Source organism: Micromonospora sp. NPDC005686, from assembly GCF_042871665.1.
Lineage (GTDB): Bacteria > Actinomycetota > Actinomycetes > Mycobacteriales > Micromonosporaceae > Micromonospora.
This window is the reverse complement of the sequence record NZ_JBIAIY010000010.1, coordinates 108,810-132,712: the sequence shown is the minus strand read 5'-3', so window position 1 is coordinate 132,712 and position 23,903 is coordinate 108,810. Positions and strand designations below refer to the sequence as shown.

General features: G+C 74.4%; 27 protein-coding genes and 1 pseudogene. 13 read left to right on the top strand and 15 right to left on the bottom strand.

The features are described from left to right. Window positions 1-33 precede the first annotated feature (33 nt). From ACFYON_RS22760 to ACFYON_RS22750, 3 genes are all read left to right on the top strand, one after another. Window positions 34-978: a serine/threonine-protein kinase gene (locus ACFYON_RS22760; RefSeq protein WP_354871768.1), complete on the top strand. Its 945-nt coding sequence runs from the start codon at window positions 34-36 to the stop codon at window positions 976-978. Window positions 979-1,058: 80 nt separating this feature from the next. Continuing rightward, entirely contained in the window at window positions 1,059-1,487 is a 429-nt protein-coding gene (locus tag ACFYON_RS22755; RefSeq protein ID WP_354871766.1) for an OsmC family protein, read from the top strand. 553 nt (window positions 1,488-2,040) lie between these two features. Then, the gene (locus ACFYON_RS22750) at window positions 2,041-2,874 is read left to right on the top strand and encodes a hypothetical protein (RefSeq protein ID WP_387188870.1); all 834 of its coding nucleotides are present in this window, start codon (window positions 2,041-2,043) and stop codon (window positions 2,872-2,874) included. A gap of 5 nt (window positions 2,875-2,879) precedes the next feature. Here the strand turns inward: ACFYON_RS22750 and ACFYON_RS22745 are convergent, their stop codons facing one another. The 5 genes from ACFYON_RS22745 to ACFYON_RS22725 form a co-directional block, all read right to left on the bottom strand. Continuing rightward, entirely contained in the window at window positions 2,880-3,365 is a 486-nt protein-coding gene (locus tag ACFYON_RS22745) for an ATPase (RefSeq protein ID WP_354871761.1), read from the bottom strand. 117 nt (window positions 3,366-3,482) lie between these two features. Further along, on the bottom strand, window positions 3,483-3,929 hold the full coding sequence (locus tag ACFYON_RS22740) for a response regulator (RefSeq protein ID WP_354871758.1): 447 nt from the start codon (window positions 3,927-3,929) through the stop codon (window positions 3,483-3,485). Window positions 3,930-3,999: 70 nt separating this feature from the next. Then, window positions 4,000-4,347 (bottom strand): STAS domain-containing protein, encoded by a 348-nt coding sequence (locus ACFYON_RS22735; RefSeq protein WP_354871756.1) that lies wholly within the window; start codon window positions 4,345-4,347, stop codon window positions 4,000-4,002. A gap of 76 nt (window positions 4,348-4,423) precedes the next feature. Next, window positions 4,424-5,470: a cobalamin-dependent protein gene (locus ACFYON_RS22730; protein WP_354871753.1), complete on the bottom strand. Its 1,047-nt coding sequence runs from the start codon at window positions 5,468-5,470 to the stop codon at window positions 4,424-4,426. Further along, entirely contained in the window at window positions 5,467-7,227 is a 1,761-nt protein-coding gene (locus tag ACFYON_RS22725) for a PP2C family protein-serine/threonine phosphatase (protein WP_354871750.1), read from the bottom strand. The genes ACFYON_RS22730 and ACFYON_RS22725 overlap by 4 nt, the downstream gene beginning before the upstream one ends. A gap of 244 nt (window positions 7,228-7,471) precedes the next feature. On the opposite strand from ACFYON_RS22725, the gene ACFYON_RS22720 reads away from it, so the two are divergent. Then, on the top strand, window positions 7,472-7,813 hold the full coding sequence (locus ACFYON_RS22720; protein ID WP_354871748.1) for an STAS domain-containing protein: 342 nt from the start codon (window positions 7,472-7,474) through the stop codon (window positions 7,811-7,813). 44 nt (window positions 7,814-7,857) lie between these two features. Then, the gene (locus tag ACFYON_RS22715) at window positions 7,858-8,205 is read left to right on the top strand and encodes an STAS domain-containing protein (RefSeq protein ID WP_354871745.1); all 348 of its coding nucleotides are present in this window, start codon (window positions 7,858-7,860) and stop codon (window positions 8,203-8,205) included. Between the two features lie 107 nt (window positions 8,206-8,312). Here ACFYON_RS22715 and ACFYON_RS22710 read toward each other — a convergent pair whose 3' ends face one another. Then, the gene (locus ACFYON_RS22710) at window positions 8,313-8,606 is read right to left on the bottom strand and encodes a hypothetical protein (RefSeq protein ID WP_354871744.1); all 294 of its coding nucleotides are present in this window, start codon (window positions 8,604-8,606) and stop codon (window positions 8,313-8,315) included. Window positions 8,607-8,789: 183 nt separating this feature from the next. On the opposite strand from ACFYON_RS22710, the gene ACFYON_RS22705 reads away from it, so the two are divergent. The 3 genes from ACFYON_RS22705 to ACFYON_RS22695 all read left to right on the top strand — a co-directional run bounded on the left by ACFYON_RS22705 (window position 8,790) and on the right by ACFYON_RS22695 (window position 11,782). Further along, the gene (locus ACFYON_RS22705; RefSeq protein WP_354871741.1) at window positions 8,790-9,761 is read left to right on the top strand and encodes a DUF2267 domain-containing protein; all 972 of its coding nucleotides are present in this window, start codon (window positions 8,790-8,792) and stop codon (window positions 9,759-9,761) included. A gap of 71 nt (window positions 9,762-9,832) precedes the next feature. Then, window positions 9,833-10,621, top strand: coding sequence for a spermidine synthase (locus ACFYON_RS22700; protein WP_387189435.1), 789 nt, complete (start codon window positions 9,833-9,835; stop codon window positions 10,619-10,621). A gap of 39 nt (window positions 10,622-10,660) precedes the next feature. After that, window positions 10,661-11,782 carry an AI-2E family transporter gene (locus tag ACFYON_RS22695; RefSeq protein WP_354871736.1) on the top strand — a complete coding sequence of 374 codons (1,122 nt, stop codon included), beginning with the start codon at window positions 10,661-10,663 and terminating at the stop codon, window positions 11,780-11,782. A gap of 30 nt (window positions 11,783-11,812) precedes the next feature. Here ACFYON_RS22695 and ACFYON_RS22690 read toward each other — a convergent pair whose 3' ends face one another. Next, window positions 11,813-13,111: an NAD(P)/FAD-dependent oxidoreductase gene (locus ACFYON_RS22690; protein ID WP_355096704.1), complete on the bottom strand. Its 1,299-nt coding sequence runs from the start codon at window positions 13,109-13,111 to the stop codon at window positions 11,813-11,815. Window positions 13,112-13,210: 99 nt separating this feature from the next. Here ACFYON_RS22690 and ACFYON_RS22685 point away from each other — a divergent pair, with 99 nt between their 5' ends. Further along, window positions 13,211-14,656, top strand: a complete 1,446-nt coding sequence (locus ACFYON_RS22685) for a M20/M25/M40 family metallo-hydrolase (protein ID WP_354871731.1) — start codon at window positions 13,211-13,213, stop codon at window positions 14,654-14,656. A 9-nt stretch (window positions 14,657-14,665) separates the two neighbouring features. On the opposite strand, the gene ACFYON_RS22680 is transcribed toward ACFYON_RS22685, so the two are convergent. Further along, complete coding sequence (locus ACFYON_RS22680; protein ID WP_355096702.1) at window positions 14,666-15,211, bottom strand: GNAT family protein; 546 nt, start codon at window positions 15,209-15,211, stop codon at window positions 14,666-14,668. A gap of 491 nt (window positions 15,212-15,702) precedes the next feature. Here ACFYON_RS22680 and ACFYON_RS22675 point away from each other — a divergent pair, with 491 nt between their 5' ends. Next, window positions 15,703-16,356: a C39 family peptidase gene (locus ACFYON_RS22675; RefSeq protein WP_387321033.1), complete on the top strand. Its 654-nt coding sequence runs from the start codon at window positions 15,703-15,705 to the stop codon at window positions 16,354-16,356. 240 nt (window positions 16,357-16,596) lie between these two features. Continuing rightward, window positions 16,597-16,752, top strand: a pseudogene (locus tag ACFYON_RS22670) (glycosyltransferase); the annotation flags it as partial. A gap of 141 nt (window positions 16,753-16,893) precedes the next feature. Here the strand turns inward: ACFYON_RS22670 and ACFYON_RS22665 are convergent. Genes ACFYON_RS22665 through ACFYON_RS22650 form a run of 4 tightly spaced genes read right to left on the bottom strand, consistent with a single transcriptional unit; the run spans window position 16,894 to window position 19,642 of the window. Beyond that, on the bottom strand, window positions 16,894-17,187 hold the full coding sequence (locus ACFYON_RS22665) for a DUF6510 family protein (RefSeq protein WP_354873556.1): 294 nt from the start codon (window positions 17,185-17,187) through the stop codon (window positions 16,894-16,896). A gap of 16 nt (window positions 17,188-17,203) precedes the next feature. Continuing rightward, window positions 17,204-17,923: a ferredoxin reductase gene (locus ACFYON_RS22660; protein ID WP_354873772.1), complete on the bottom strand. Its 720-nt coding sequence runs from the start codon at window positions 17,921-17,923 to the stop codon at window positions 17,204-17,206. 40 nt (window positions 17,924-17,963) lie between these two features. Then, window positions 17,964-18,563, bottom strand: a complete 600-nt coding sequence (locus ACFYON_RS22655) for a sulfite oxidase-like oxidoreductase (RefSeq protein WP_355096556.1) — start codon at window positions 18,561-18,563, stop codon at window positions 17,964-17,966. A 44-nt stretch (window positions 18,564-18,607) separates the two neighbouring features. Next, the gene (locus ACFYON_RS22650; protein WP_354873560.1) at window positions 18,608-19,642 is read right to left on the bottom strand and encodes a TerC/Alx family metal homeostasis membrane protein; all 1,035 of its coding nucleotides are present in this window, start codon (window positions 19,640-19,642) and stop codon (window positions 18,608-18,610) included. A 239-nt stretch (window positions 19,643-19,881) separates the two neighbouring features. Between ACFYON_RS22650 and ACFYON_RS22645 the strand changes: the two genes are divergently transcribed. Further along, window positions 19,882-21,045, top strand: coding sequence for a CaiB/BaiF CoA-transferase family protein (locus ACFYON_RS22645; protein ID WP_354873562.1), 1,164 nt, complete (start codon window positions 19,882-19,884; stop codon window positions 21,043-21,045). 16 nt (window positions 21,046-21,061) lie between these two features. Here ACFYON_RS22645 and ACFYON_RS22640 read toward each other — a convergent pair whose 3' ends face one another. Continuing rightward, on the bottom strand, window positions 21,062-21,469 hold the full coding sequence (locus ACFYON_RS22640) for a DUF2267 domain-containing protein (RefSeq protein WP_354873564.1): 408 nt from the start codon (window positions 21,467-21,469) through the stop codon (window positions 21,062-21,064). A 164-nt stretch (window positions 21,470-21,633) separates the two neighbouring features. Between ACFYON_RS22640 and ACFYON_RS22635 the strand changes: the two genes are divergently transcribed. Next, entirely contained in the window at window positions 21,634-21,903 is a 270-nt protein-coding gene (locus ACFYON_RS22635; protein WP_030502657.1) for a DUF2795 domain-containing protein, read from the top strand. 327 nt (window positions 21,904-22,230) lie between these two features. Here ACFYON_RS22635 and ACFYON_RS22630 read toward each other — a convergent pair whose 3' ends face one another. Then, entirely contained in the window at window positions 22,231-22,899 is a 669-nt protein-coding gene (locus ACFYON_RS22630) for a hypothetical protein (protein ID WP_354873566.1), read from the bottom strand. A 31-nt stretch (window positions 22,900-22,930) separates the two neighbouring features. Further along, window positions 22,931-23,902, bottom strand: coding sequence for a pirin family protein (locus ACFYON_RS22625; RefSeq protein WP_387189205.1), 972 nt, complete (start codon window positions 23,900-23,902; stop codon window positions 22,931-22,933). Window position 23,903: the final 1 nt, after the last annotated feature.

Sequence of the window (23,903 nt, the reverse complement as noted above, 5' to 3'; positions counted from 1 at the left end):
GGAGGGCACACCGGACGAGGCGAGGAGTGGGCGATGAGGACGCTGGGCGGGCGGTACGAGCTCGAACAGCGGGCCGGCCTGGGTGGCATGTCGGAGGTGTGGCGCGCGCACGACCGCGTGCTGGACCGTGTCGTCGCGGTGAAGCTCATCTCGCCCGCGCTGGACGGCGACGCCGGCTCGGTGGACCGGATCCGGGCCGAGGCGCGTTCGGCGGCGCGGCTGGTGCACCCGAACGTCGCCAGCGTGCACGACTTCGGCACGGCGACGCTGCCGGACGGGCGCCCGGTGCCGTACATCGTGATGGAGCTGGCCGAGGGCGAGACGCTCGCGGAGCACCTGCGCGGCGGGCCGCTGGACTGGCGCATCGCGGTACGGGTCTGCGCCGAGGTGTGCGCCGCGCTCGCCGCCGCGCACGCCCACGGCATCGTGCACCGGGACGTGAAGCCCGCGAACGTGATCCTCGCCCCGTGCGGGGTGAAGGTGCTCGACTTCGGCATCGCCACCCCGGCCGGCGCACCCGACCCCGCCCCGGACGGCGTCGTGGTGGGCACCCCGGCGTACCTGGCGCCGGAGCAGCTCGACCGGCAGCCGGCCACCCCGGCCGCCGACATGTACGCCCTCGGCGTGCTGCTGTACTACTGCCTCACCGGCGAGCTGCCGTACGAGGCCGGGAGCGCCACCCAGCTGCTCGGGTCGCGCCGCCGGTCGCCCCGGCCGCTGCCCGAGGTGCCCGGACTGCCGGGCGAGGTGGCCGAGCTGTGCCGCCGTTGCCTCGACGCCGACCCGTCTGCCCGGCCGACCAGCCCGATGGCCGCGTTGCTGCTGGCCGAGGCCGTGGACGCCCGGGTCTACGTGCCGATGTCCGCGGTGCTGCCCCGGCAGCGCGCGTCGCAGGTGTCGCCGTGGACCAGCCGCGCCGCCGCCGAGGCCACCGAGGCGATGGCCGTCGACGCCGCGCCCAGCGGCCGGGTCGGCTGAGCGCTCCTACTGCCGGCCCGGGCGCGGTTTCGCCGCTGCGGCTCCGGGAACGCGGGCCGGTGAGTGACGGGAGGAACGCGATGCCGGATCCGAGTTCCTGGCTGACCGAGACGGCCACGGCGACCGCGGCGGGCGGTCACGTACGCACCGACGACGGCGGGCTCTCCTCCGCCCTGGCGTCCCCGCTGGCGCCGCACTGCACCGGCCTGACGCCGGAGCAGCTCCTGGCCGCGGCGTTCGCCTCCTGCCTGCACCACGCGGCGGTGGAGGCGGCCGGGGAGATCACCGACGAGGCGCACACCGTGCAGGTGACCGCCGAGGCGAAGCTGGGCCGCGACGACGACGGCCGCTACCGGGCCGACGTGCACGCCGAGATCTCCTCGGCGGGACTGACCCGGAAGCAGTTGGCCGACCTGGTCGCGTACGCCGACCGGCTCTGGCCCTTCTCCAGCGGCGACCCGAGCCGGCACCGGCTCACCGTGACCCCGGCGGAGAACGGCCGGCACTGAGCGCTCACCAGCGGAAGCCGGCGGTCACCGCGCGGTGGTCGCTGGCCGGGGTGCGCAGCACCCCGGCGGTGGCCGGCGTCAGTCCCCCGGTGGAGGACGTGGTCCGGCCGGGTGACCGGTAGCTCCGCCGGCCAGGTGAAGCCGAATCCCTGCCCGGCGTCGGCCTGCGCGTCCCCGAGCACCCGGGTCAGCGGGTCGAAGACGCGGTCGGTGGTGGCGGTGTTCAGGTCGCCGAGCACCACCAGCCGATCGGCCGAGTCGGCGCGCACCGCGTCGGGGTCAGGTCGCCCGGGTCGGCGGACCGCCGCCGGGCGTGGACCGGCCGACCAGGGCACCCTCCGCCGAACGGAGGAGGCGGGCGTACGCCGCCCCCGGGAGCGACCCGGCGCCCGTTTCGCCATGGCGAAACCGACATGAGGCCCCTTTCGGGTACGCATCATTGGCGCTTTTCATGCTCATACGCACCCAATGTCAGCAACTAATCCGGCAGATTGTGTCGCATGCCACCAATCCCCCCGATGGCAACGGCCCGCAGGCTTTCTAGCCTCGGCGAGTGCACCCCGACGAACCCGATCATCAGCCGTTGCCCGCCAACCGCCCGGTTCGCCGAACGATTGACCCGGCATCAGCCGAACGGCGAGTGGGACGGCACCGCGCCCCGGGACCCCCACGGCGCGGCCCCGCCCGGTCCGTGCCCGGCCGGATCGCGGTGGCCACCGGCGTCACCTGCTGCCTCGGCCTGATCGGTGTGGCAGGCGTCGGCGAGAGCGCCCCGGCGCACCTGGAGGTACGTGAGGCGGTCGCCGACCGGGCCGCCGCCGAGCAGCGGGCGTCCCGCGACGTCACGAGGGTCGCGCCACCGGCCGCCGCGGTCCTGCCACCGCCGGCCCCCACGCCCAGCACGGCCCCGGCGACGAGGAAGCCGCCGCGCGAGCCGGTACGCGCCCAGCGCCCGCGCCCGGTCGCCGGCCTGGACCAGCGGCAGATGGACAACGCCAAGGCCGTCGTCGACGTGGGGAGGGAGATGAAGATGCCCCGCCGGGCCATGGTCGTGGCGGTGGCCACCGCCATGCAGGAGAGCAACCTCTACAACCTGGCCAGCGACGTGCTGCCGCAGTCCTTCGATCACCCGCACCAGGGCAGCGGCTCCGACCACGACTCGATCGGCCTGTTCCAACAGCGGCCGAGCAGCGGCTGGGGCACCGTCGCCCAGCTCATGCGGCCCGCCTACGCCGCCCGGGCGTTCTACGCCGCGCTGCGCGAAGTGCCGGGCTGGGAGGACATGAGCGTCACCGCCGCCGCCCAGGCGGTGCAGGTGTCCGCTTATCCGGACGCGTACGCCCGGCATCAGGGCCGCGCCACGACAGTGGTGGCCGCGCTGGTCTGACCCGGTCAGGCGGCGCTGCGCCCGGTGCCTGCGGGCCGCACGCTCGCCGCGGCGGCGGGGGTGTCCACCGGCACCCGCTCACTCCGCGCACCGGCCAGGATCTCGTCGACCCGGGACTCCCGGCGGCGGCGGGCCAGCAGGGCCGCCTCGAAGTCGCGGCGCGCGCGAACCGCCTCGGCGTACGCCTCCTCCCGCAACCGGCGGGCCTCCTCGCGTGCGGCCGCCAGCTCGGCGCGGGCCGCCGCCAGCAGCTCGGCGGCCTCCCGTTCGGCCGCCGAGGGACGGGACGCGCCCTCCTCGACCGGGGCGGTACGACGGCGCAGGAAGTCGCACAGGTGCAGGGCGTCCGACCGGATCTGGTCCCACTCCCGGCCGGCCCCGGCGGCGCCCTCCGCTCGCGCCGCGAGCCGCCCCAGCCGCAGGCTCAGCTCGTCCAGGCAGGCGTCGACCTGCCGCCGGTCGTAACCGGCCTCCACCACCGAGAACCTCATGCGTCGCCCCCCAGGCAGCCGGTGCGCGTCCCCACCTGCCGATCCTGCGGTCTGCACGCGCCCGGCGCGGCCGTTCCCGCAAAATGTTCAGGATGCGAGGGCCCGGACTCCGCGCCCCTACGAGTGCTTCGGGAGCACGACCACCCGGCCGAAGAACTCGTCGATCCGGCGCACCACGTCGTTGAAGTCGTCCAGGTCGATCGGCTTCGTCACGTACGCGTTGGCCTGCAACGTGTAGCTGCTGACCACGTCGGTGTCGGCGTTGGAGGTGGTGAGCACGACGATCGGGATGGTCCGCAGGCTCTCGTCCCCCTTGACCTCGCCGAGCACCTGCCGCCCGTCCATCCGGGGCATGTTCAGGTCGAGCAGGATCACGTCCGGGCGCTGCGCCTCGGCGTGCCGGCCCTCGCGGCGGAGGAACTCCATCGCCTCCTGGCCGTCGGCGACGACGTCGATGACCTTGTCGACGTCCGAGTCGGCGAGCGCCTCCTCGATCATCAGGACGTCGCCCGGGTCGTCGTCCACCACGAGGATGCGAACGGGGCTGGGGCTGGTCTGACCCATCGGGTTACCTGCTTCGTGGTGAGGAGGGCGCCCGGCGCACGGCCGGCTGCTGGCGGGGAAATGTACCGGATCAGGAGGCGGCCGGCGCGGTCGGGTCGGCGGCGCCGAGGTCGTGGTGGAGCACCTCGGCCAGCCCGGTCACCTGGAGCACCCGGGCCACCCGGCCGGTCGCCCCGGTGAGCCGCAACCAGCCGCCGTCGGCGGCGACGAGGTTGTCCCCCCGGACGAAGGCCGCGATCCCGGCGGAGTCGCAGAAGGTCAGGTCGGTGAGGTCGAGCAGCAGCTCGCGCCGCCCCTCGGCGACCAGCCGGTCGATCGTCGAGTGCAGCTCGCCGGCCGTGCTGAGATCGAGTTCGCCGGTCAGCCGGAGGTGGGCGCCGCCCCCGTCCCGCTGGGCGTACGTGACGGTGAACGTCACAGCGGCCCCTCTCGCTCCCACCGCAGGCGAACCCTTGCAGTAGCGCAAGTATATGCGACGGCCGGCCGGATTCCCGTCAGCGGCCCGCCGCCGACAGCCCGCCCACCAGGGCCCGGCCCCGGTCCAGGAAGGCAGCCGCTCGCGGGAAGTCGCGGAGCTGCTGTCCATAGTGCTCCAGCGTCGACCCGACCGCGCCGGCCGGCACCCCGCGGCTGACCAGGATCTCCACCAGCCACTCGACGAACCCGGCGAACAGCGTCGCGTCGTCCACGTAGAGGGCGGCGGCCAGGAAGTCCAGGATGTAGCCGAGGTCGCTGATCGTGGAGTCGAGCTGCGCGGGGGTGTAGTCGGCGGTCGACGGCATCCGCTCCCGCAGATCGGCCAGGGCGCTGTCGATCAGCTCGCCGCGCCGCTTGACCAGGCTGGCGTACTCGTCGTCGGCCAGGTGGTCCAGCCGCGCGGGCGGCGTCTCACGCAGCGCCCGCTCGTCGGCCACCAGATCCGCCGCGGTCGGCGCGTCGGGCGCCCACGGCACACCGAGCACGCGCGCCCAGCGGCCGTCGTCGCCGAAGCCCCGGCCACCGACCACCACCGGCACGTCGGAGCGGCGGCACGCCTCCACCATCCGGTGGGCGTGCGGCAGCCGCATGGGAAGGGCGCAGGCCAGCGCCACCGCCTCCGCGTCGTAGCGGTGCAGGTAGGAGGCCAGGTGCGCGGCCGGGACGCTGGCACCGAGGAAGATCACCTGCCAGCCGCGCAGCCGCAGCACCTCGGCCACCAGCCGGGCCGGCAGCGCGTGCCACTCACCGTCCATGCAGGCCACCACGATCCGCCCCCGGGTCGGGCGCGGATCGGCGTACGCGGCCACCGCGGCCACCACCCGCTCGCTGATGTGGGTGGCGGCGTGCTCCTGGGCGACGCTCCACTCGTTGCGGGCCCAGCGTTCACCCACCTCGGCCTGGGCCGGGGCGACCAGGTCCAGCAGCACCCGCTCGGCCGGCACGCCCGCCTCCAGCAGCTCACGGGCCACCGCCACGGCGGCCAACTCGTCGGCGTCGGCCAGGCACTCCAGGTAGCGGGGGAAGGCGTGCCCCGGGTCGGCCTCCATGGTCGGCACGGTCACGCGGACGGCTCCCTCGTTCGATTGGTCCCGGCCGCATCCGGCACGGCGTGCAGGTGTCGCGGCGCCCGCCCGGCCGGGCCGGTGGCGCGCAGCGCCAGCACCGCGATGTCGTCGTGGTCGCCGTGCGCGAGCCAGTCGCAGGTCACCTGCTCGACCCGCTCGGCGAGCGCCGGCGCGGGCATCCGGTGGCAGCCGGCCAGCGCGTTGAGGAGCCGCTCGGCGCCGAACTGCTCGGCACCACGCCGGCCGCCGCGCGCCTCGGTCACCCCGTCGCTGTAGAGCAGGCAGGTCTCCCCCGGCGCGAGCTGTACGGTCACCTCGCCGATGCGGGGATCGGGCACCACGCCGATGAGCATGCCGCGCAGCGGCACCACCTCGACGTCACCGGACTCCCGTAGCACCAGCGGCGGCAGGTGCCCGCCGCCGGCCAGGGTCAGCGTCAGGCCGCCGTCGCGGTGCGGCCGGGCCACGCCGAGCACCATGGTGGCGAACCGGCCCTGCCCGTGCGCCTGCGTGGTCTCCAGCAGCGCGTCGTTGAGCAGCTTCAGCAGCCGCCCGGGCTGGGTCTCGACCCGGTGCAGCGCCTGGAGGCACTGGCGGAGCTGGCCGGTGAACACGGCCGCCTCCACACCCTTGCCGGACACGTCGCCGAGGAAGAAGACCGAGCCGCCGTCGGCCAGCCGGTGCGAGCCGTAGAAGTCACCGCCGATGCGCAGACCGGCCTGCGCCGGCCGGTACGCGGTGCCCCACTGCACGCCCGTCGCGGCGGCCGGTTCGACCGGCAGCAGGCTGGCCTGCAACGTATCGGCGACCTCGGCCTGGTCGCGGTAGAGCATGGCGGTGGTCAGCGCCGCGCCGGCCCGGGCCGCGAACGCGCGGACCAGGTCCACGTCGGCCTCGTCGTACCAGCGGTCGGCACGCCGGACCACCAGCAGCGCACCGGCCGGCGCCTCCCGGCCGGGCAGCGGCACCACCCGCGCGGTGGCGCCGGAGGCGTCCAGGCCGGGCAGCCAGCCCGCCTCGGCGGCCTGCTCGACCAGCCAGTCCAGCTCGTGCGGCTCGGCGCCGGTCAGGCCCGCCTCGATGGCCGCGGGAAGCGCCGGGGCGGACAGCACCCCGCTGTCCACGACCGGCGGCCGGTCGTCCGCGCGTACCGCCCGCCACCAGCGGGCCCGGCCGGAACGCGGGGCGAGCACCAGGACCGCCACGTCGGCGGCCGTGGGCACGGCCAGGCGCACCACGGCGGCGGCGGCCCGGTCCGGGTGCAGCGGGTTGCCGAGCTTCTCGCCGACCACGGCGAGGAACGCGGAGCGGGCCCGCTCGGCGAGCAGCGCGTCGGCCCGGCCGACGATCTCGGTGACGTCGTCGACGTACCAGCAGCGGCGCCGGTGGGACAACGCGACCGGCCGTACGCGCAGGCGCCGCCCGTGGTGGGTGAACTCGGCCGGGCCGTCGCCGCGCAGCGGGGCCGGCCCGGCCGCGGCCAGCAGCTCACCGGGCGTCACTTCGGGGATCAACCGCTCCGCGACCGGGCTCACGTGCTGCACGACACCGCCGGCGTCGCAGACGACGAGGCCCTCACGGAAGTGCTCGACCACCTCGGACCAGTTCGGGACGGTGAGGTCGCGGTCGGCCGCCAACGCCGGCAGGGCGGGCGGCACCGGCGCGGCGGCGGACCACGCCGGAGGCCGTGCGGCACTCGGCGTGGAGATCCGTCCGTCGCCCGGGTCGGCACCCCTGACGTCGGCAGCAGTCACCAGCTGAGCCCCACTCTCCTCGTCGACACCCGAGGGCGCCGGACCTGGCGCCTGTGCTCACGTCTCATCGACCACCCTACGCGGGTATGCCGGGACCGCCACCCCACGGCGCTGCCGGCCGGCTCGCGCGTCCAGCGAGGTGAGGCCGCTGTTGTTACGATCCTGTCAATCCCGGCTCGGCCCGCAGCCCGCGGAAAGGCGGCGTGACGTGGTTCATCAACGGAGAAGGCCCGAGGCGGGCCCGGTGAGCATCTCCGTGGATCGCTCCGACCCGGCCGTCCCGGAGCTCGTCGTCGGCGGCGAACTGGCGTACGCCACGACGGGCCCGCTGCGCGCCGAGATCGACCGGCTGCTCGCCGGGCGCCCGCGGACGCTGGTGTTCGACTTCGGCGACCTGGAGTTCATGGACAGCAGCGGCCTGTCCGTGATCGTGCACGCCTGGCGGGAGGGCCAGCAGGCCGGCACCGCCATCGAGCTGCGCGCGGTCCCGCGTTTCCTGGAGACCATCCTCGACCTGACCGGCGTCACCGGCCTGCTCGACCGCGCGCCGGTCGACGACACGCCGGGCTCGGTCGCGTCCGCGTGACCCCGGAGGGTTTCCCGCGGGCGCCCGGCTGGGAACATGGGTCCGTGCCCTCCCAGATGCTGACCATCGAGGTGGACCGGTTCGGCACCGGTGCCGCCCGGGTGCGGCTGACCGGGGAGCTGGACTTCGACACGGCGCCGGAACTCGTCGACGCCGTGGCCGCCCTGCGCCGCGACGGTCACCAGGAGCTGGAAATCGACTTCGGCGGGGTGGACCTCTGCGACTCCTCCGGGCTGAGCGCGCTCGTGGTGATCCACCGTGCCGGCACCGAGGCGATCCGCCTGCTGAACCTGAACCCGCAGATCAAGCACCTGCTGGACCGCACCGGCCTGGCCGAGCTGCTGGCCGCCGCGCCGCGCGACCTGGCCAGGGACGCCCGCGAAGTGGGCTGACCCGGCCCGGCTGTCCCGGGCGACGGCCCGCGAGTGCCGGCTGTGCAGCCGGCGGACAGGGGTGGCCCCCGACCCTGGGACCAGGGGCCGGGGGCCGGGAGGATGGCTCAGGCGGCGGGCGCGGCCTGCCGGTACGGCCCGACCGGGGCCTCGACGTCCTCCGGCGCGCCGGAATCGGGCGTCTTGAACAGATAACGGACGAAGTCCCCGCTCATGTCGTCGTCGTCCGCTCCGGGCCACTGCCCGACACAGTCGACGCCGACCACCTCGCGTCCGCTGCCGTCGTGCTGCTCCAGCAGCGCCCAGAGGGTCACCGGGTAGGAGCGGGTGGCGTCCGGGCCGATCCGCCAGCGGGCGTACCAGCCGGGACGGGCGGGGACGATCTCCACGATCCGTTTCATGTCGACCTGCCCTTCCGCGTGCGTCGGAAGTTGTCCGGTCCGTCCGAGCCTGCCGCCCGCCGGGGTGAGCGCTCCTCACCCGCAGCGAATGAAGCGTCCGCCGGGCGGTCCGTCGTTACCTTCCCGGCAGCGCCGGGAACGCGGTCGGCGCAAGCGCAACCGACCCAGGAACGAGGTGCGACGATGCGCAAGCAGATGGAGGGCGACAACCAGCGCCGCCGGGCCCTGGCCCGCGAGGCCCGCGAGCGAGGGCTGCGGCCGAGCCAGACCGGCGCCAGCCTGAGCGCGTCCAAGCAGGTCACCTCGCTGGACCAGCACGACCGGTCCGGCCCGCCGCCGGCCGGACGGCACAAGCCGGACAGCGCCCGGGGTGGTCCCGCCCCGCCGCCGGTCGCCGTCGCGGAGCGGCCGCGCCCGCTGCCGGACCCGGTGCCGTCACCCGGGGTCTCGATGGGGTACCGAGATCTCGTCGACGACGTGAGCCGGCGTGCCGGGGTCGACTTCCCCACGGCCCGGGTCGCGGCGGAGGCCACCGTGCTGGCCCTGGCCCGGGCGCTGGACGACGCGGAACGGGAGCGGCTGCTGGCGGCGGTGCCGCTGACCCTGCACGACGTGGTGCCGGTGCACGGCATGGAACGCCGCCGCGACCTGCCCGGCTTCCTGGCCGAGGTCGGCCGGTACAGCCGCCTCACCCCGGAGCAGGCGCGCTACCAGGCCGAGGCGACGCTCGCCGCGCTCGCCGAGGCCGACGCGGAGCTGGTCGAGTCGCTGCGCGTACCCGACGGGTTGCGTGACCTGCTCGGGCCGACCGACTTCGGCGGCGGCCTGGTGGGCGCGTCCTCGGCCACCGCGCCGCTGACCGAGGCGGAGCTGCGCGACGCGCTCGCGACACTGCCCTACTGGTCCAGCGACAGGCGGTCGCTCGTGCGCACCATCGAGCTGCCCGGCGGCAACCTGGACCGGGTGCTCGACCGGTTGGACCGGCTCAAGTCCGACGTCGGACGGTCCCCAGAGATCGGGCGGCCGGACCCGGACAACGCCGTGCTGACCGTCCGGACCCAGCAGGTCGACGGCGTGACGGCGGCGGACGTCGACCTCGCGCACCGGGTGGACGCGGCAGTCGACGAGGCCGGCGCCGGGATGGCGGCCGGCTGAGCCGGCGGCGGGACGGCTCCGGTCCGACGCGGGCCGGGGCCGCCCGTGGCTGCGCGGTACCGTGTCCCGCCGTGGATCACGACGACGCCGAGACCCTGGAGATCGTGGTGGACCCGGCCCGCCCGTCCGGGCGCACACTGCTGGCCGACGGGGTCGAGCAGTCGTACGTCGACGTGGCCGACGCCCGGTACCTGCACTTCGAGTACGTGCGGCGGATCGCCGCCGCGATCGACGTGGCCGCCCCGCGCGGCACGGCGCTGACCGCGCTGCACCTCGGCGGCGGCGCGCTGACGCTGCCGCGCTGGCTGGCGCGCACCCGGCCCGGTTCGGCGCAACGGGTGATCGAGCGCGATCCGGCCGTGGTCGAGCTGGTCCGGCGCAAGCTGCCGCCACTGCCGCCGGAGGTGGTGGTGACGATCGGCGACGCCCGGGAGGCGGTCTCCGAGGCGCCGTCCGGGACGTACGACGTGGTGGTCGCCGACGTCTACCGGGCGGCCCGGATGCCACCGCACGTGGCGGCGGTCGAGTTCGCGGCGCAGGTGGCCCGGGCGCTGCGCCCGGACGGCCTCTACCTGATCAACCTCACCGACCTGCCGCCGCTGGCGCACACCCGGGCGCAGGTGGCCACGCTGCGCGCGGTGTTCGCCGACGTCTGCCTGATCGCCGACCGGCGGATGCTGCGCGGGCGCCGGTACGGCAACGTGGTGCTGGCCGCCTCGCCCGCCGCCGGGCGGCTGCCGGTGGTTCGGCTCGCCACCCGCGTCGCCGCCGATCCGATGCCCGGTACGGTGCTGCACGGCGCGACGCTCGACGCGTTCGCCGCCGGCGCGCTCCCGGTCACCGACGCCGACCTGGGCTGAGCCGGGTTTCCTCACCGGCGTCGCGGGTAGCCGCGCCGGATGAGCGCCGCCGACGACCGATCCACCGCGCGCCGGACGCTGATCGTGATCGGTCTGGTCCTCGCCACCGGGGTCGCGCTGGCACTGGTCTGGGCCACCCGGCGGGTGCTGGTGTGGGGGCTGGTGGCGGTGTTCTTCGCGGTCGCCCTCAAGCCGCTCGTGGACCGCCTCGAACGGCGGGTACGCCGCCGCGCGCTGGCCACGCTGCTGGTGTTCCTGGCCGCGTTCGCGCTGTTCGCCGCCGTCGGCGCGCTGATCGTGGTGCCGCTGGTGGACGAGGTGGGCCGCTTCGCCGACCGGGCGCCGGATCTGGTGCGCGAGGCACAGGCCGGGCGGGGACCGCTCGGACGGTTGCTGGACCGCTTCCACCTGCTCCGGTACGCCGAACCCGGCCAGCTCCGCCGGTACGGCGCCCGGCTCGGCGATCCCACGGTAGGGGTGGTCCGCAGCGTGGTGCAGGCGGTCGCCGCGCTGGTGACCGTGGTGGTGCTGGCGTACCTGATGGTCCTGGAGGCGCCGAAGATCGTGGCCGCGACGCTGCGGCTGACCGGCGACGGCCCGGCGGCGCGGCTGCGGCGCATCGGGCGTGACTCGTCCCGGATCGTCACCGGCTACCTGAGCGGCAACCTGCTGATCAGCGTGATCTGCGGCGGTCTGACGTTCGCCGTGCTGTTCCTGCTCGGTGTGCCGTTCGCCTCGGTGATCGCGCTGGCGGTGGCCGTGTTCGACCTGATCCCGCTGGTCGGCGCCACGCTCGGGGCGATCGTCGCGGCCGGCGCGGGGTTCCTGCACTCCCCCACCGCCGGCATCGTGGTGCTCGTCTTCTTCGTGGTCTACCAGCAGGTGGAGAACCACCTGCTGCAACCGGTCATCATGGCCCGGGCGGTCCGGCTGAACCCGTTGACGGTGCTGGTGAGCGTGCTGCTGTCGGCCGAGCTGGCCGGCCTGGTGGGCGCGCTGCTGGCGATTCCGGCGGCGGGCGTCGTCCAGGTGCTGCTGCGTGAGTTCGTCCCGGCCGGGCGGCAGGCCCTGCCGCGGCCCGCCGACGGCGATCCGTCGGCCGACAGCGCTCCGGCCGCCGGTGGTTCCGTCGCGCCCGAACAACCGCCGGCCGGCGGGTGAGAGCCGGCCGGCGGGTACGTGCGGCGGCGCTCAACGGTGGCGGGCCAGCTCCGGTGACTCGCTCTCCAGCGGCACCGCGTTGGCCGGCACCAGGCCCAACTGCACGGCGGGCCGGGGCAGCGTCGCGTCCAGCGCCCAGTCGGCAGCGACGCGGGGACGGTTGCCCGGCATGGCCAGCAGGTGGTAGCCCCGGGTGACGGCCTTGGCGGGCAGCCCGGCCAGCGGCACCTTCAGCGGGTTCGCCGCCGCGTCCTTGCCGCCGAGGTCCACCACCCAGCCCAGGTCGTGGTGCTTGTACGACTTGCGCACGCCCTGGCCGTACGAGGCGGCGATGTTGTGCGCGGCCAGCTTGCCCTGCCGCTGGGCGTGCTGCGCGGTCATCGCGCACACCTGCCCGGGGCGGGTCGGGTCGGGCACCGCGGCGGCGTCGCCGCACGCGAACACCTCCGGGTAGCCGGGGACGTTGAGGAACTCGTCGACCACCAGCCGGCCCTTCTCGGTACGCAGGCCCAGCTCGGCCACGAACGGGTCGGGGCGTACGCCGACGCACCAGATGAGGCTGCACGTCGGGACGTACTCGCCGTCGGTGAGCATCACGCCGTCCGGGGTGGCCTCGGCGACCGAGGTGCCCATCCGCACGTCCACGCCGCGTTTGCGCAGCACCCGGTCGGCGGTGACCGACATCCGCCGGTCCAGTTCGGGCAGCACCCGGGGTGCCACGTCCAGCAGCATCCAGCGCGGCCGGACCTTCAGGTGCGGGCGCTGGGCCATCAGCCGGTCGGTGAACAGCTGCCCGTGCGCGGCCACCTCGGTGCCGGTGTAGCCGGCCCCGACCACCACGAACGTGGCGCGGGCCCGCTGCTCGGCCGGGTCCTCGGTCAGTTCGGCCAGCTCGATCTGCCGGACCACGTGGTCGTGCAGGAAGAGCGCCTCGGGCAGGCCGCGGAAGCCGTGGGCGTACTCGGTCACGCCGGGGATGGGCAGCAGCTTGTTGACGCTGCCGACGCTGAGCACGAGCCGGTCGTACGCGAGCTGCCCGTGGTCGCCCTCGACCGAGCGGTAGCCGACCCACCGGTTCTGCAGGTCGACCCGGTCCGCCTCGCCGATCACCACCCGGACGCCGTCGAGCGTGCCGGCCAGCGGCACGGCGATGCGCGTCGGCTCCACCACCCCGGCCGCCACCTCGGGCAGCAGCGGCAGGTAGAGGAAGTAGTCGGTCGTGTTCAGCAGGACGATCTCGGTCCGGCCGCGGGCCAGCCGGCGCAACGTCTTGGCCGCGTGGTATCCGGCGAACCCGGCCCCCACGATCACCACCCGTGGTTTCGTCATGCCTGCTGCCGTTCCCGGGCAGACCAGCGGCAAACGTGCCATGATCCATCCATCGACGGCTATATGGACATTCCTCGTGATCGGCGCGAGGATGCCGGGATGGGAAACCACGAGACCGCCGAGGGCCGGCCCACGAGGCCCAGCCGGCGTACGTTCCTCACCGCCTCCGCGGCGGCCACCGCTGCCGCCGTCGCCACCCCCCTGACCACCACCCCGGCCGCCGCCGCGACCGGCACGCCCCGCGGGCCGGGCCGGCCGGCCCGGCCGCAGCGCCCCGACCGCGAGCTGACCGCCCTGCTGCGCGAGATCGACAGCCGCCGGATCGAGGCCGTCGTGCGCCGGCTCGCCGCGTTCGGCACCCGCCACACCCTGTCCAGCCAGACCGATCCGGTACGCGGCATCGGCGCCGCCCGCGACTGGATCCACGCACAGCTCTCCGGGTACGCGGCCGCGTCCGGCGGCCGGATGAGCGTCGAACTGCAGTCGTACGTGCAGCAGCCCGCCTCCCGCATCCCCGTCCCGACCACCATCACCAACGTGGTGGCGACCCTGCGCGGCGAGGTCACGCCCGAGCGGGTGTACGTCATCACCGGCCACTACGACTCCCGGGCCACCGACGTGATGGACGCGGTCAGCGACGCGCCCGGCGCCGACGACGACGCCTCCGGCGTGGCAGTGGTGATGGAGCTGGCCCGCGTGCTGTCCACCCGCCGCACCGAGGCCACCATCGTGCTCGCCGCCGTGGCCGCCGAGGAGCAGGGGCTGTACGGCTCGGCCTACCTGGCTTCGCAGTTGAAGGCCGCCGGCGTCGACGTCCAGGCGATGTTCAGCAACGACATCGTGGGCAGCAGCACCGCCGACGACGGCACCCGCGACCCGCGTACCGTGCGGTTGTTCGCCGAGGGGGTGCCGACCGCCGAGACCCCGGCCGAGGCGAGCGTGCGGCAGTCCGTCGGCGGCGAGAACGACTCGCCGTCGCGGCAGCTCGCCCGGTTCGTCACCGACGTGGCCGAGAACTCCGCCACCGGCATGGACGTGCGTGTCATCTACCGGCGGGACCGCTACCTGCGCGGCAGCGACCACATCTCGTTCCTGCGCGAGGGGTGGCCGGCCGGGCGGTTCACCGAGCCCAACGAGGACTTCGCCCACCAGCACCAGGACGTGCGGGTCGCCGACGGGGTGCAGTACGGCGACCTGCCGGAGTTCTGCGACTTCGGCTACATCACCCGGGTGGCCCGGGTGAACGCGGCGACGCTGTGGTCGCTGGCCCAGGCGCCGGGCACGCCCAAGGGCGTCACGGTGGTGACCACGAACCTCACGAACGACACCACGCTGCGCTGGCAGCGCGGGCCCGAGCCGGACCTGGCCGGGTACGAGGTGGTGTGGCGGGAGACCACAGCCGACCAGTGGCAGAAGGTGCTGCCGGTCGGTGACGTCACCGAGGTGACGGTGGACCTGTCCAAGGACAACGTGTTCTTCGGCGTACGGGCGGTGGACCGGGCCGGGCACCGCAGCCCGGTCGCCTTCCCGAAGCCGGGGAGCTGAGCCGGCCGGTCACCGCCCCGGCGCCGAGTCCACCCCGTCCGGGGCGGTGATCGCCCAGCGTTCGTGGTCGCGCCACGCGCCGTCGATGAACAGGTAGTCCGGGGAGAAGCCCTCCAGCCGGAAGCCGAGCCGTCGCGCCAGCCGCTTCGACGGCTCGTTGCCAGGCTGGATGTTCGCCTCCAGCCGGTGCAGCCCCAGCGGCCCGAACGCGTACCCGATCACCAGCCGCACCCCGGCCGAGGCGTGTCCGGTCCCGGCGTACGGCCGGAACGCCGCGTACCCGAGGTAGCCGCCGCGCAGCGCGCCCAGCACGATGCCGCTGATGTTCGCGTACCCGGCGATCTCGCCGCTCTCCCGGTCGCAGAACAGGAAACCGGAGCTGTCCCGCCGCCGGATCTTGCGCAGGTACGCCGCGTACCGCAGCGCGTCGTCCGGCGCCGACAGCCACGGATGGTGCAGGTCACGGCTGCGCCGGACGGCGGCGACGAACTCCGCCTCGTCGGCAGGGCGGGGACGGCGGATGGCGACGCGGCCGTCGCTGCGCAGATATCGCACCGCCCCACTCTCGGACACCGCCCCTGTCCGGCCCCACCCAGGTCACGCCCGCCCACCCGCCGTCCTTCTCACCGAGAAAACCGTCCCACTCCCCAGGACCACGAGAGACCTTGGAAGGAGAGCGCCCCATGAGGGCCATTCGTACCAAGATCTCACTCACCGCGAGGTCTCCCACGATCTTGCAGTTAGCGCCCCGGGGGTGTTCGCTGGGCTGGGCGTGGCGGGGGTGTGGTCGGTGCCACCGTGAGGGTGGAATCGGGGGCGGGTGCGGGGCGTTGTACATGGCAGACCGCGCCGCATCCGCCGACCGCCCGCCCAGCGGGCCGGGAATCAGGCCGGGACGCCGGTCGTTACATCCCCCGAGCCACCGGAGCAGGCCATCCCCCTGGCCGCCCGAGCGAGCCACCGGCCCGACGCACATACCGGGCCACCTGATCTTTCTTTGCGGCATCCCCCATCGCCGCGTACCCCCGACAGAGAGGCAACTGATCATGGCTACCACTCTGCTGCGCAAGACCGTTCTGACCGCTGCCGGTATCGCCGCCACCGCCGGTGGCATCGCCGGCCCCGCCATCGCCGCGCAGGCCACCCCGGCCGAGCGCGCCGCCCAGGTCGTCACCAACGACCGCAAGCACGGCGAGCGGGAACTGGACGTGCGCTACGAGGCCCAGCCCAACTTCTACTTCTGCGGCCCCGCCGCCGCCCGTAACGCGCTGAGCGTGCAGGGCAAGAACATCGACGTGCACGCCATGGCCGAGGAGATGGGCACCACCGAGGCCGGCACCAACTCCATCAACGACATCACCCCGGTGCTGAACAAGGAGACCGGCAAGGACGTCTACAAGTCCACCGAGATCCCCGTGGACAAGGCCCGCGACCGTGACAAGGTCGAGAAGCTGCGCGCCGACGTGGTGCGAACGGTCGACGACGGCCGGGCCGTGGTCGCCAACATCGCCGGCACCGCCACCGACACCGACGGCAACACCCACTCCTTCGAGGGTGGCCACTACATCAGCGTGGTGGGCTACCGCGACGGCGGGAAGATCGTGACGATCGCCGACTCGGCCAACCCGAACCAGGCCTCCTACCGGATGGACGTGGACGAGCTCGCCCGCTGGATCGCCAGCCGCGGCTACAGCTCCTGACCGAACGACATGACGAAGGGCCCGACCCCGCTACGGGGGTCGGGCCCTTTCGCGCGTATCCAACGGCTGCCTTCCGGCCACCTCGTCGTCACGCGGGTGTCGGCACCCGGACGGGTCGCTCACCACGCTGGGTCGCGCCGGGATCGTCCGGGCGAGCGCGAAGGAGCAGCAGTGGCAGCCGAGGAGGCGACGCACCGCCCACCGACCACGCACCGCCCACCCGCGACGAGCCGCCCCGACGTGAGGGTCGTCGTGCCGGTCTACAACACGCTGCGCTACCTGCGGCAATGCCTCAACTCGCTGCTGCGGCAGACGATCGGGCCGGACCGGATGGAGATCGTGGCGGTCGACGACGGCTCCACCGATGGCAGCGGCCGCCTGCTTGACCGGTACGCCGCGCGGCACGGTGCCCGGCTGTACGCGGTGGCGGCGACAGTCGATCCGCGCAACGGTCAGCTCGGCCTGTCCGTGGTGCCGGTGACAGTGGGCCGGCTGGTCGGGCGGCTGCGCCACATGCGGCGGACCCGCCCGGCCGGATCAGCGCGCGGCACGGAAACCCGGCTCGGCCGGCATGGGCACCTGGAGGTACGTGGTGCCGCGCAGGTCCAGCCAGGCCCGCTGCGGCGCGCGGACCAGCTTCACCATCACCCCGGCGCAGGCCGGGCAGCGTGCGACAAGGCCCGGGGCGTGCGAGTAGACGTGCAGCCCGGCCATCGGGCCGGTCGTTCCGCAGGTGTCGCAGCGGCCGGTGGTGGCACTGAGGTCGACGGCGAACAACTCGCGCAACGGCCCGTCGAGCATGTTGCCGTCCAGGTACGACAGCTCGGTCATACGCCCTCCTCGGGTCTCAGCCGGTCGGCCCGAACCGTTCGGTCCGCACGCGCCGGGTCGGGTGACCCAGCCCCACCAGCAGGTCGGCCACGGTCTCCACGAATCCGGTGGGGCCGCACACGTAGCACAGCGGCTCCAGCTCGGGCGGCCAGCCGTGGCTGTTCACGTCGGCCAGGCCGATCCGGTGCGGCTCGCCGCGCCAGCCCTCGGGTGCGGACCGGGTGTACACGTGAGCGACGTCCAGGCCCTGGTCGTCGCGGGCGCGGCGGCGCAGCTCGTCGGCGTAGATGACGTCGTCGGGGGTGCGCACCGAGTAGACGAGCCGGAACGGGGTGCGGCTGCCGGCGGCCCGGCGCGCGCGGATCATCGCCATCAACGGCACCACGCCGGACCCGCCGGCCACCAGCAGCACCGGCGCGGTGTCCTCGGCGCGCCAGACGAACCAGCCGCCGACCGGCCCGCGCACCTCCACCGGGTCGCCCTCGGCGTAGGTGTCGGTCAGGTACGGCGACACCTCGCCGTCGGGCACCCGCTGCACCGTCACCTCGATCCGCTCGCCGTCGGCGGGGCCGGCCAGCGAGTAGGAGCGGGCGGCCTGGTAGCCGTCCTCGGCGGTCAGGCGCAGGTCGACGTGCTGCCCGGGCAGGTGTCCCGGCCAGCCGGGCACGTCCAGCACCAGGGTCTGCGCGGTGGGCGTCTCGATCCGCCGCTCGGCCAGCCGGGCCACCCGCCACATCAGCGGGGCGACGCGGCGCCCCTCGGCCGGCGCCGCCACGTCAGTCGCCCTGGTAGCGCTGCTCGCGCCACGGGTCGCCGTAGTCGTGGTAGCCGGCGGTCTCCCAGAACCCGGGCCGGTCGTCGACGAGCAGCCGGAGGCCGTGCACCCACTTCGCCGACTTCCACAGGTACAGGTGCGGTACGAGCAGCCGCGCCGGTCCGCCGTGTTCCGCCGGCAGCGGCCTGCCGTCGTAGGTGTGCACCACCCAGGCCCGCCCGCCGCGCAGGTCGTCCAGCGGCAGGTTCGTGGTGTAACCGCCGTAGGAGTGGGCGAGGGCGTACCGGGCGTCGGTGTCGACGCCGTCGAGCAGCGTGTCCAGGGAGACGCCCTGCCAGGTGGTGCCGAGCTTGGACCAGCGGGTGACGCAGTGCAGGTCCACAGTCGGGGTGTCCCGCGGCAGGCCCATCAGCTCGTCCCAGGACCAGCGGTACTCCGCGCCGGTCTCGCCGGTCAGCACGAACTCCCAGGTGTCCAGCGGGACACGCGGGGTCGGGCCGGCGGAGAGCACCGGGAAGTCCTCGGTGAGATACTGCCCCGGCGGCAGGTCGGGAGCGGACGTACGGGGCCGGCCCTGGAAGCCGGGCGAGACGATTCCCACCCGTCAGTCGTACCACCGCCGGTCCCGCCGGGGCACAGGTTCCCTCAGTCCGAGCCGCCGCCCTGGACCTCGTGCACCACTGTGCGCTTGCCGTCGCCGCTGTCGCGGGTGGCCCGCAGGCTGGTGATGGTGACGATTACCAGGACGCCGATGATCACGCCGAGCGAGGCCACCGTCGGGATCTGCGGCACACCCTCCCAGATGCCGTGCGCCCAGTGCAGGCCGAGCTTGAGGCCGATGAAAGCCAGGATGACGGCCAGGCCGTAGCTGAGGTGCACCAGCCGGCTCAGCGCGGCGTGCAGCACGAAGTACAGCGCCCGCAGGCCCAGCAGCGCGAAGGCGTTGGTGGCGAAGACGAGGTACGGGTCCTCGGTGATGCCGTAGACGGCGGGCACCGAGTCGACGGCGAACACGATGTCGGTGGCCAGGACGGCGACGACGACGAGCGCGAACGGGGTGAGCGCCCGCCGGCCGTTCTGCCGGATCGTCATCCGGGTGCCGTGGTACTCGTCGACCACCGGCATGACCTTGCGCAGCAGCCGCACCGACCGCATCTTGTTGATGTCGACCTCCTGCTCGTGCCCGGAGAGGGCGTCGCGCAGGAGCTTCACCGCGGTGAGGACGAGGATGAGCGCGAAGATCAGGAAGGCGAAGTCGAGCGTCTTGAGCGCGGCGGCGCCGAGCGCGATGAACACGCCTCGCAGCACCAGGGCGCCGGCGATGCCGTAGAGCAGCACCCGCTGGGCCAGCACCGACGGCACCGCGAACGCGGCGAGCAGCAGCATGAAGACGAACAGGTTGTCGACCGACAGCGACTTCTCGACCAGGTAACCGGTGAGGTACTCGATGCCCTGCTGGCTGCCCCAGCGGGACCAGACCCAGGCGCCGAAGGCCAGCGGCAGGGCGATGTAGAAGGCCGACCAGCCCAGGGCCTCGCGGATGGAGACCTCGTGCGGCTTGCGGGTGACCAGGAAGTCGAGCACCAGCAGGACGAGCACGCCGACGATCGTGACCGCCCACAGCGTGGGAGTGCCGATCGACGACAGCTCGGACGCAGCCAGCAGGGACAATTCGGGCATGGAACCTCCTCGAACACCGTGTCATGTTCGAGGTCTCCTTCACCCACGTTTCCGTGGGCAACCACCCGGGGCTCGCCTCGGCGGCTTGCCGTACTGACCGGAATGATTCGTGGGAAGTACTCCCCTCGCCCGGACAAGGCTAGGTCACGCCGGACCGGACGCCAAGTCGGGAGGCGGTTGATTGCCCTGGTCAACTGATGTGCGGCGGCGAGGCGTGGCGCCCGGTCACCCGGGCCCCTATGGTGACGCGGGTGACCAACCACGGACCACTGACCGGCGTACGGGTGATCGAGCTGGCCGGCATCGGCCCCGTGCCGTTCGCGGCGATGATGCTGGCCGACCTCGGCGCCGACGTGGTGCGCGTCGACCGGCTCGGCGGCGGCGGGTTCGGCGCCTTCCCCGGCGACCTGCTGAACCGCAACCGCCGCTCGGTCGCTGTGGATCTGAAGCAGCCCGCCGGCCGCGACCTGGTGCTGGCGCTCGTCGCCGGGGCGGACGCGCTGGTGGAGGGCTTCCGGCCGGGGGTGGCCGAGCGGCTCGGCATCGGCCCGGACGACTGTTTCGCCGTCAGCCCCAAGCTGGTGTACGGGCGGATGACCGGCTGGGGGCAGGAGGGCCCGCTCGCCCACAGCGCCGGGCACGACATCGACTACCTGGCGCTGACCGGCGCGCTGCACGGGGTGGGCCGGGCCGGTGAGCGTCCGGTGCCGCCGATGAACCTGCTCGGCGACTTCGGCGGCGGCGGCATGATGCTGGCCCTCGGCGTGGTGGCGGCGCTGCACGCGGTCCGCGGTGGCGCACCCGGTCAGGTGGTCGACGCCGCGATCGTCGACGGCGTGTCGGTGCTGGCGACCCAGATCCACGCGCTGCGCGGCATCGGGCTGTGGCAGGATCCGCGCGGCGTGAACCTGCTCGACGGCGGCGCGCCCTTCTACGACACGTACGAGTGCGCCGACGGGCGGTACGTGGCGGTGGGCGCGCTGGAGCCGCAGTTCTACGCCGAACTGGTCCGGCTCACCGGCTTCCCGCTCGACGGCGACGACGCGCCGGACCGGGACGACCCGGCGAACTGGCCGGCGTTGCGGGCCGCCTGGGCGCGGCTGTTCCGCACCCGGACCCGGGACGAGTGGACGGAGCTGCTGGCCGGCACGGACGCCTGCGTGGCGCCGGTGCTCGACTGGGCCGAGGCGCCGGAGCACCCGCACCTGCGCGCCCGGAACGTCTTCGTCGCGCCGGACGGGGTCACCCAGCCCGCGCCCGCGCCGCGCTTCTCGGTCACCCCTACCGGTGTGCGGCGTCCGCCGCCGTCCCCGGGCGAGCACACCGACGAGGTGCTCGCCGAGGCCGCCGGGGTGGAGGCCGACCGGATCGCCGCGCTGCGCGCCGCCGGTGTGATCGCCTGATCGGTTGCCGGCCGGGTCAGTGCCGGTGGGCGGCCGCCGGGGCGAGTGCCGGTTCCACCATGTCGCGGTAGTCGCGGGGGAACTGCACCACGACGTCCTGGAACTCGCCGCCGCTGATCGCCTCGCGCAGCGTGACGAACACGGCGCGTACCGCGTCCCGGGCGGTGTTCTCGTCGCAGTCGGCGCGGCGGGCGACCCGGGCGACGAACTCGGCCGCGCCGAACCGTTCGGCCGCCTCGTCACGCGGATACGGGCTGAGCAGCCCTTGCAGCGGTTTCGGCAGTTGCGCGGCGAGGTCCAGCACCTCGCCACCGGTCAGCCGCTCCGCGAACGTCTTCAGCGTGGCCGCGGTGAGCGTGGCGGCCCGGTCCTCACCGGTGCCGGTGAGCCGGGCGACCCGGCCCACGAAGGTCAGGTAGTGCATCGGTGGTACCCCCTTCGGTGCGCCCACCGCGGCTACCCGCGACGGCCCGGCGGAAACGGCCGCCCGAAGACGGCACGTTTTCCCCGGTGGCGGGCGTGAGCAGCGGCGCGACGGGTAACCGGCGCCCGGTCACGACCCGACTCATGCCGCGAGGAGCCCGACCCATGGCGAGTTACTCGGATGTCCTGGAGTACCTGTCCGCGCTGGACTACCCGGCCGGGAAGGACGACGTCATCCGCGAGGCGGAGCGGGAGGGCGCGCCGCCGGACGTGTTGCGGGCGTTGCGCGCGCTGCCTCCGGTGGACTACGCCAACGGCACCGAGGTGGCCCGCTCGGCCGGCATCGACGCGGCCCCCGAGGTGAGCCGCTCACAGCGCGCGGCGCAGGCCCGGGACAACCATCCGCGCGTCTCGCAGCACCTGCGCGGCATCTGAGCACCGCGGGAGAGCCGGCGGGCGACACGGCCGCCGGCCTCGGCGTGTCCGGCGCGAGCGCGACCGTCGCACGCGGACGGTGGCGCTCGACTGTCGTCGACAGTCGTGCGGATGGTTCGTGACAGGCGAGCGCCCCGGGTCGCGAACCGCGACCTGGGGCGCCACGCAGCACCTGCCTCCGCGGTTCACGCCCGAACCGGGTCGCGACCGCGCGACGGTGAGATGTTCGCCCGAACCGGGCGGGCATCGCTGCCACGATCATCATACGACGCGGCATCAGCCGAACGGGTGAGAATCGCGGAAGTGTGTCCGGGCGCACGTGCGCGCTCAGGCGGTCACCTCGGCGTACCGCCGCTCCAGGTCCACTCGCGCCAGCGCTCCGACCAGCCACGACAGTTGCTCCGACTCGCCGCTGCCGGTCAGTCCGGCGAGGTCACCGGCGGTGCGGCCCAGCCCGAGCCGCCGGGCCGCCGCGAGCGCCCGCCGGTCGGCCACCGGCGCCGCCTCGCGCCACAGCGCCTGCGCCTCGCGCAGGAACAGGTCGCACACCTCGTCGTCCACTCCGGGCAGTGCGATGAGCAACCGCCGTTCCTCGCCCGGGTCCTGGTGCGCGGCGGTCCGCAGCCGGCGCAGGTCGCCCCGGTACGTCTCGACGATCGTGCGGGCCAGGTCACCGAGTGTGTCGGCGATGCCGGCCAGGTCACCGCGCAGCCCGGCGGCGCGCAGCACGCGTACCCGGTCCTCGTGCCGGGAGCGGGCCATCCGGGCCGCGGTGTCCCAGCCGGCGTCGCGCAGCGCGGTGGCCGCGTCGACCGCCCGGTGGAAGTCGCCCCGGCGGGCCAGCAAAACGGCCAGGTACAGCACCTGGAACAACTGGGCCGGGTTGTTCGTCACCCGGAACCCGAAGCACTCGGCGAACCCGCGGCCGTCCCCGGCGAGCCGGCGGGCGAGCCGCTTGCGGTCCGCGAGGTCGGGCCTGGTGGTGGTTGTCGGCATGCCGCCGACTACCCCGGCGAGGGCCCGGCATTCAGCCGCGTACGCCGCCGCTGCGGTCGCGGGCCTTGAGCCGGGTGGTGGGCAGCGTGGGCGCGGGCAGCGGCGGCGCCGGGTCGTCGGCGACCACGCCGAAGCGGCGACCGGCCATCCAGTCCTCCCGGGCGGCCACCACCTCCTCGTGCGAGCGGCCGACGAAGTTCCACCACATCACCAGCGGGTCCTCGAACGGGGTGCCGCCGAGCAGCAGCAACCGGGTGCCCGGCTCGGCAACCAGCGTCAGCGCGCCCCGCCCGAGGCCCAGGTAGAGCAGCGCGCCGGGGGCCAGCGGCACGCCGTCGCACTCGACGGCGCCGGACATGGCCAGCAGCCCGTACTCGAAGTCCGGACGCAGCGGCAGCGTGGCCGGCGCCGTGCCGCGGACCTCGATCTGCGCCCCGACCAGCGGGGTGTACACGAGCGCGGGCGAGCGTTCCCCGCCGAGGTCGCCGACGAGCAGCGTCAGGTCCAGGTCGCCGTCACGCCAGCCGGGCAGGTCGGCGTGGTGGGCGAAATCCGGGTCGCCGGCCCGGGCCGGACCGGGCAGCGCCACCCAGAGCTGCACGCCGTGCATCAGCGGCGGGTGCACCAGCGGGGACCGCTCGGAGTGGGCGATGCCGCGCCCGGAGGTCATCACGTTGAGCTGGCCGGGACGGATGGGCTGCACGTTGCCGAGGCTGTCGCGGTGCAGGATCTCCCCGTCGAGCAGCCAGGTGACGGTCTGCAGCCCGGTGTGCGGGTGCGGTGGCACCTCCATGCCGGGCCGGTCGGCCACGTCGTCGGGCCCGAAGTGGTCGACGAAGCACCAGGCACCGACCATCCGGCGCTGCCGCTGCGGCAGCAGCCGCCGTACCGTGGTGTAGCGGCCGAGCGGCACGTCGTGGCCGGGTAGCAGCACACTGCCCGGGTCGGTCGGGCCGACGCCGGGTGGGAGCGTCTGCGCGGGCAGGGATTCGGTGCGGTCCACC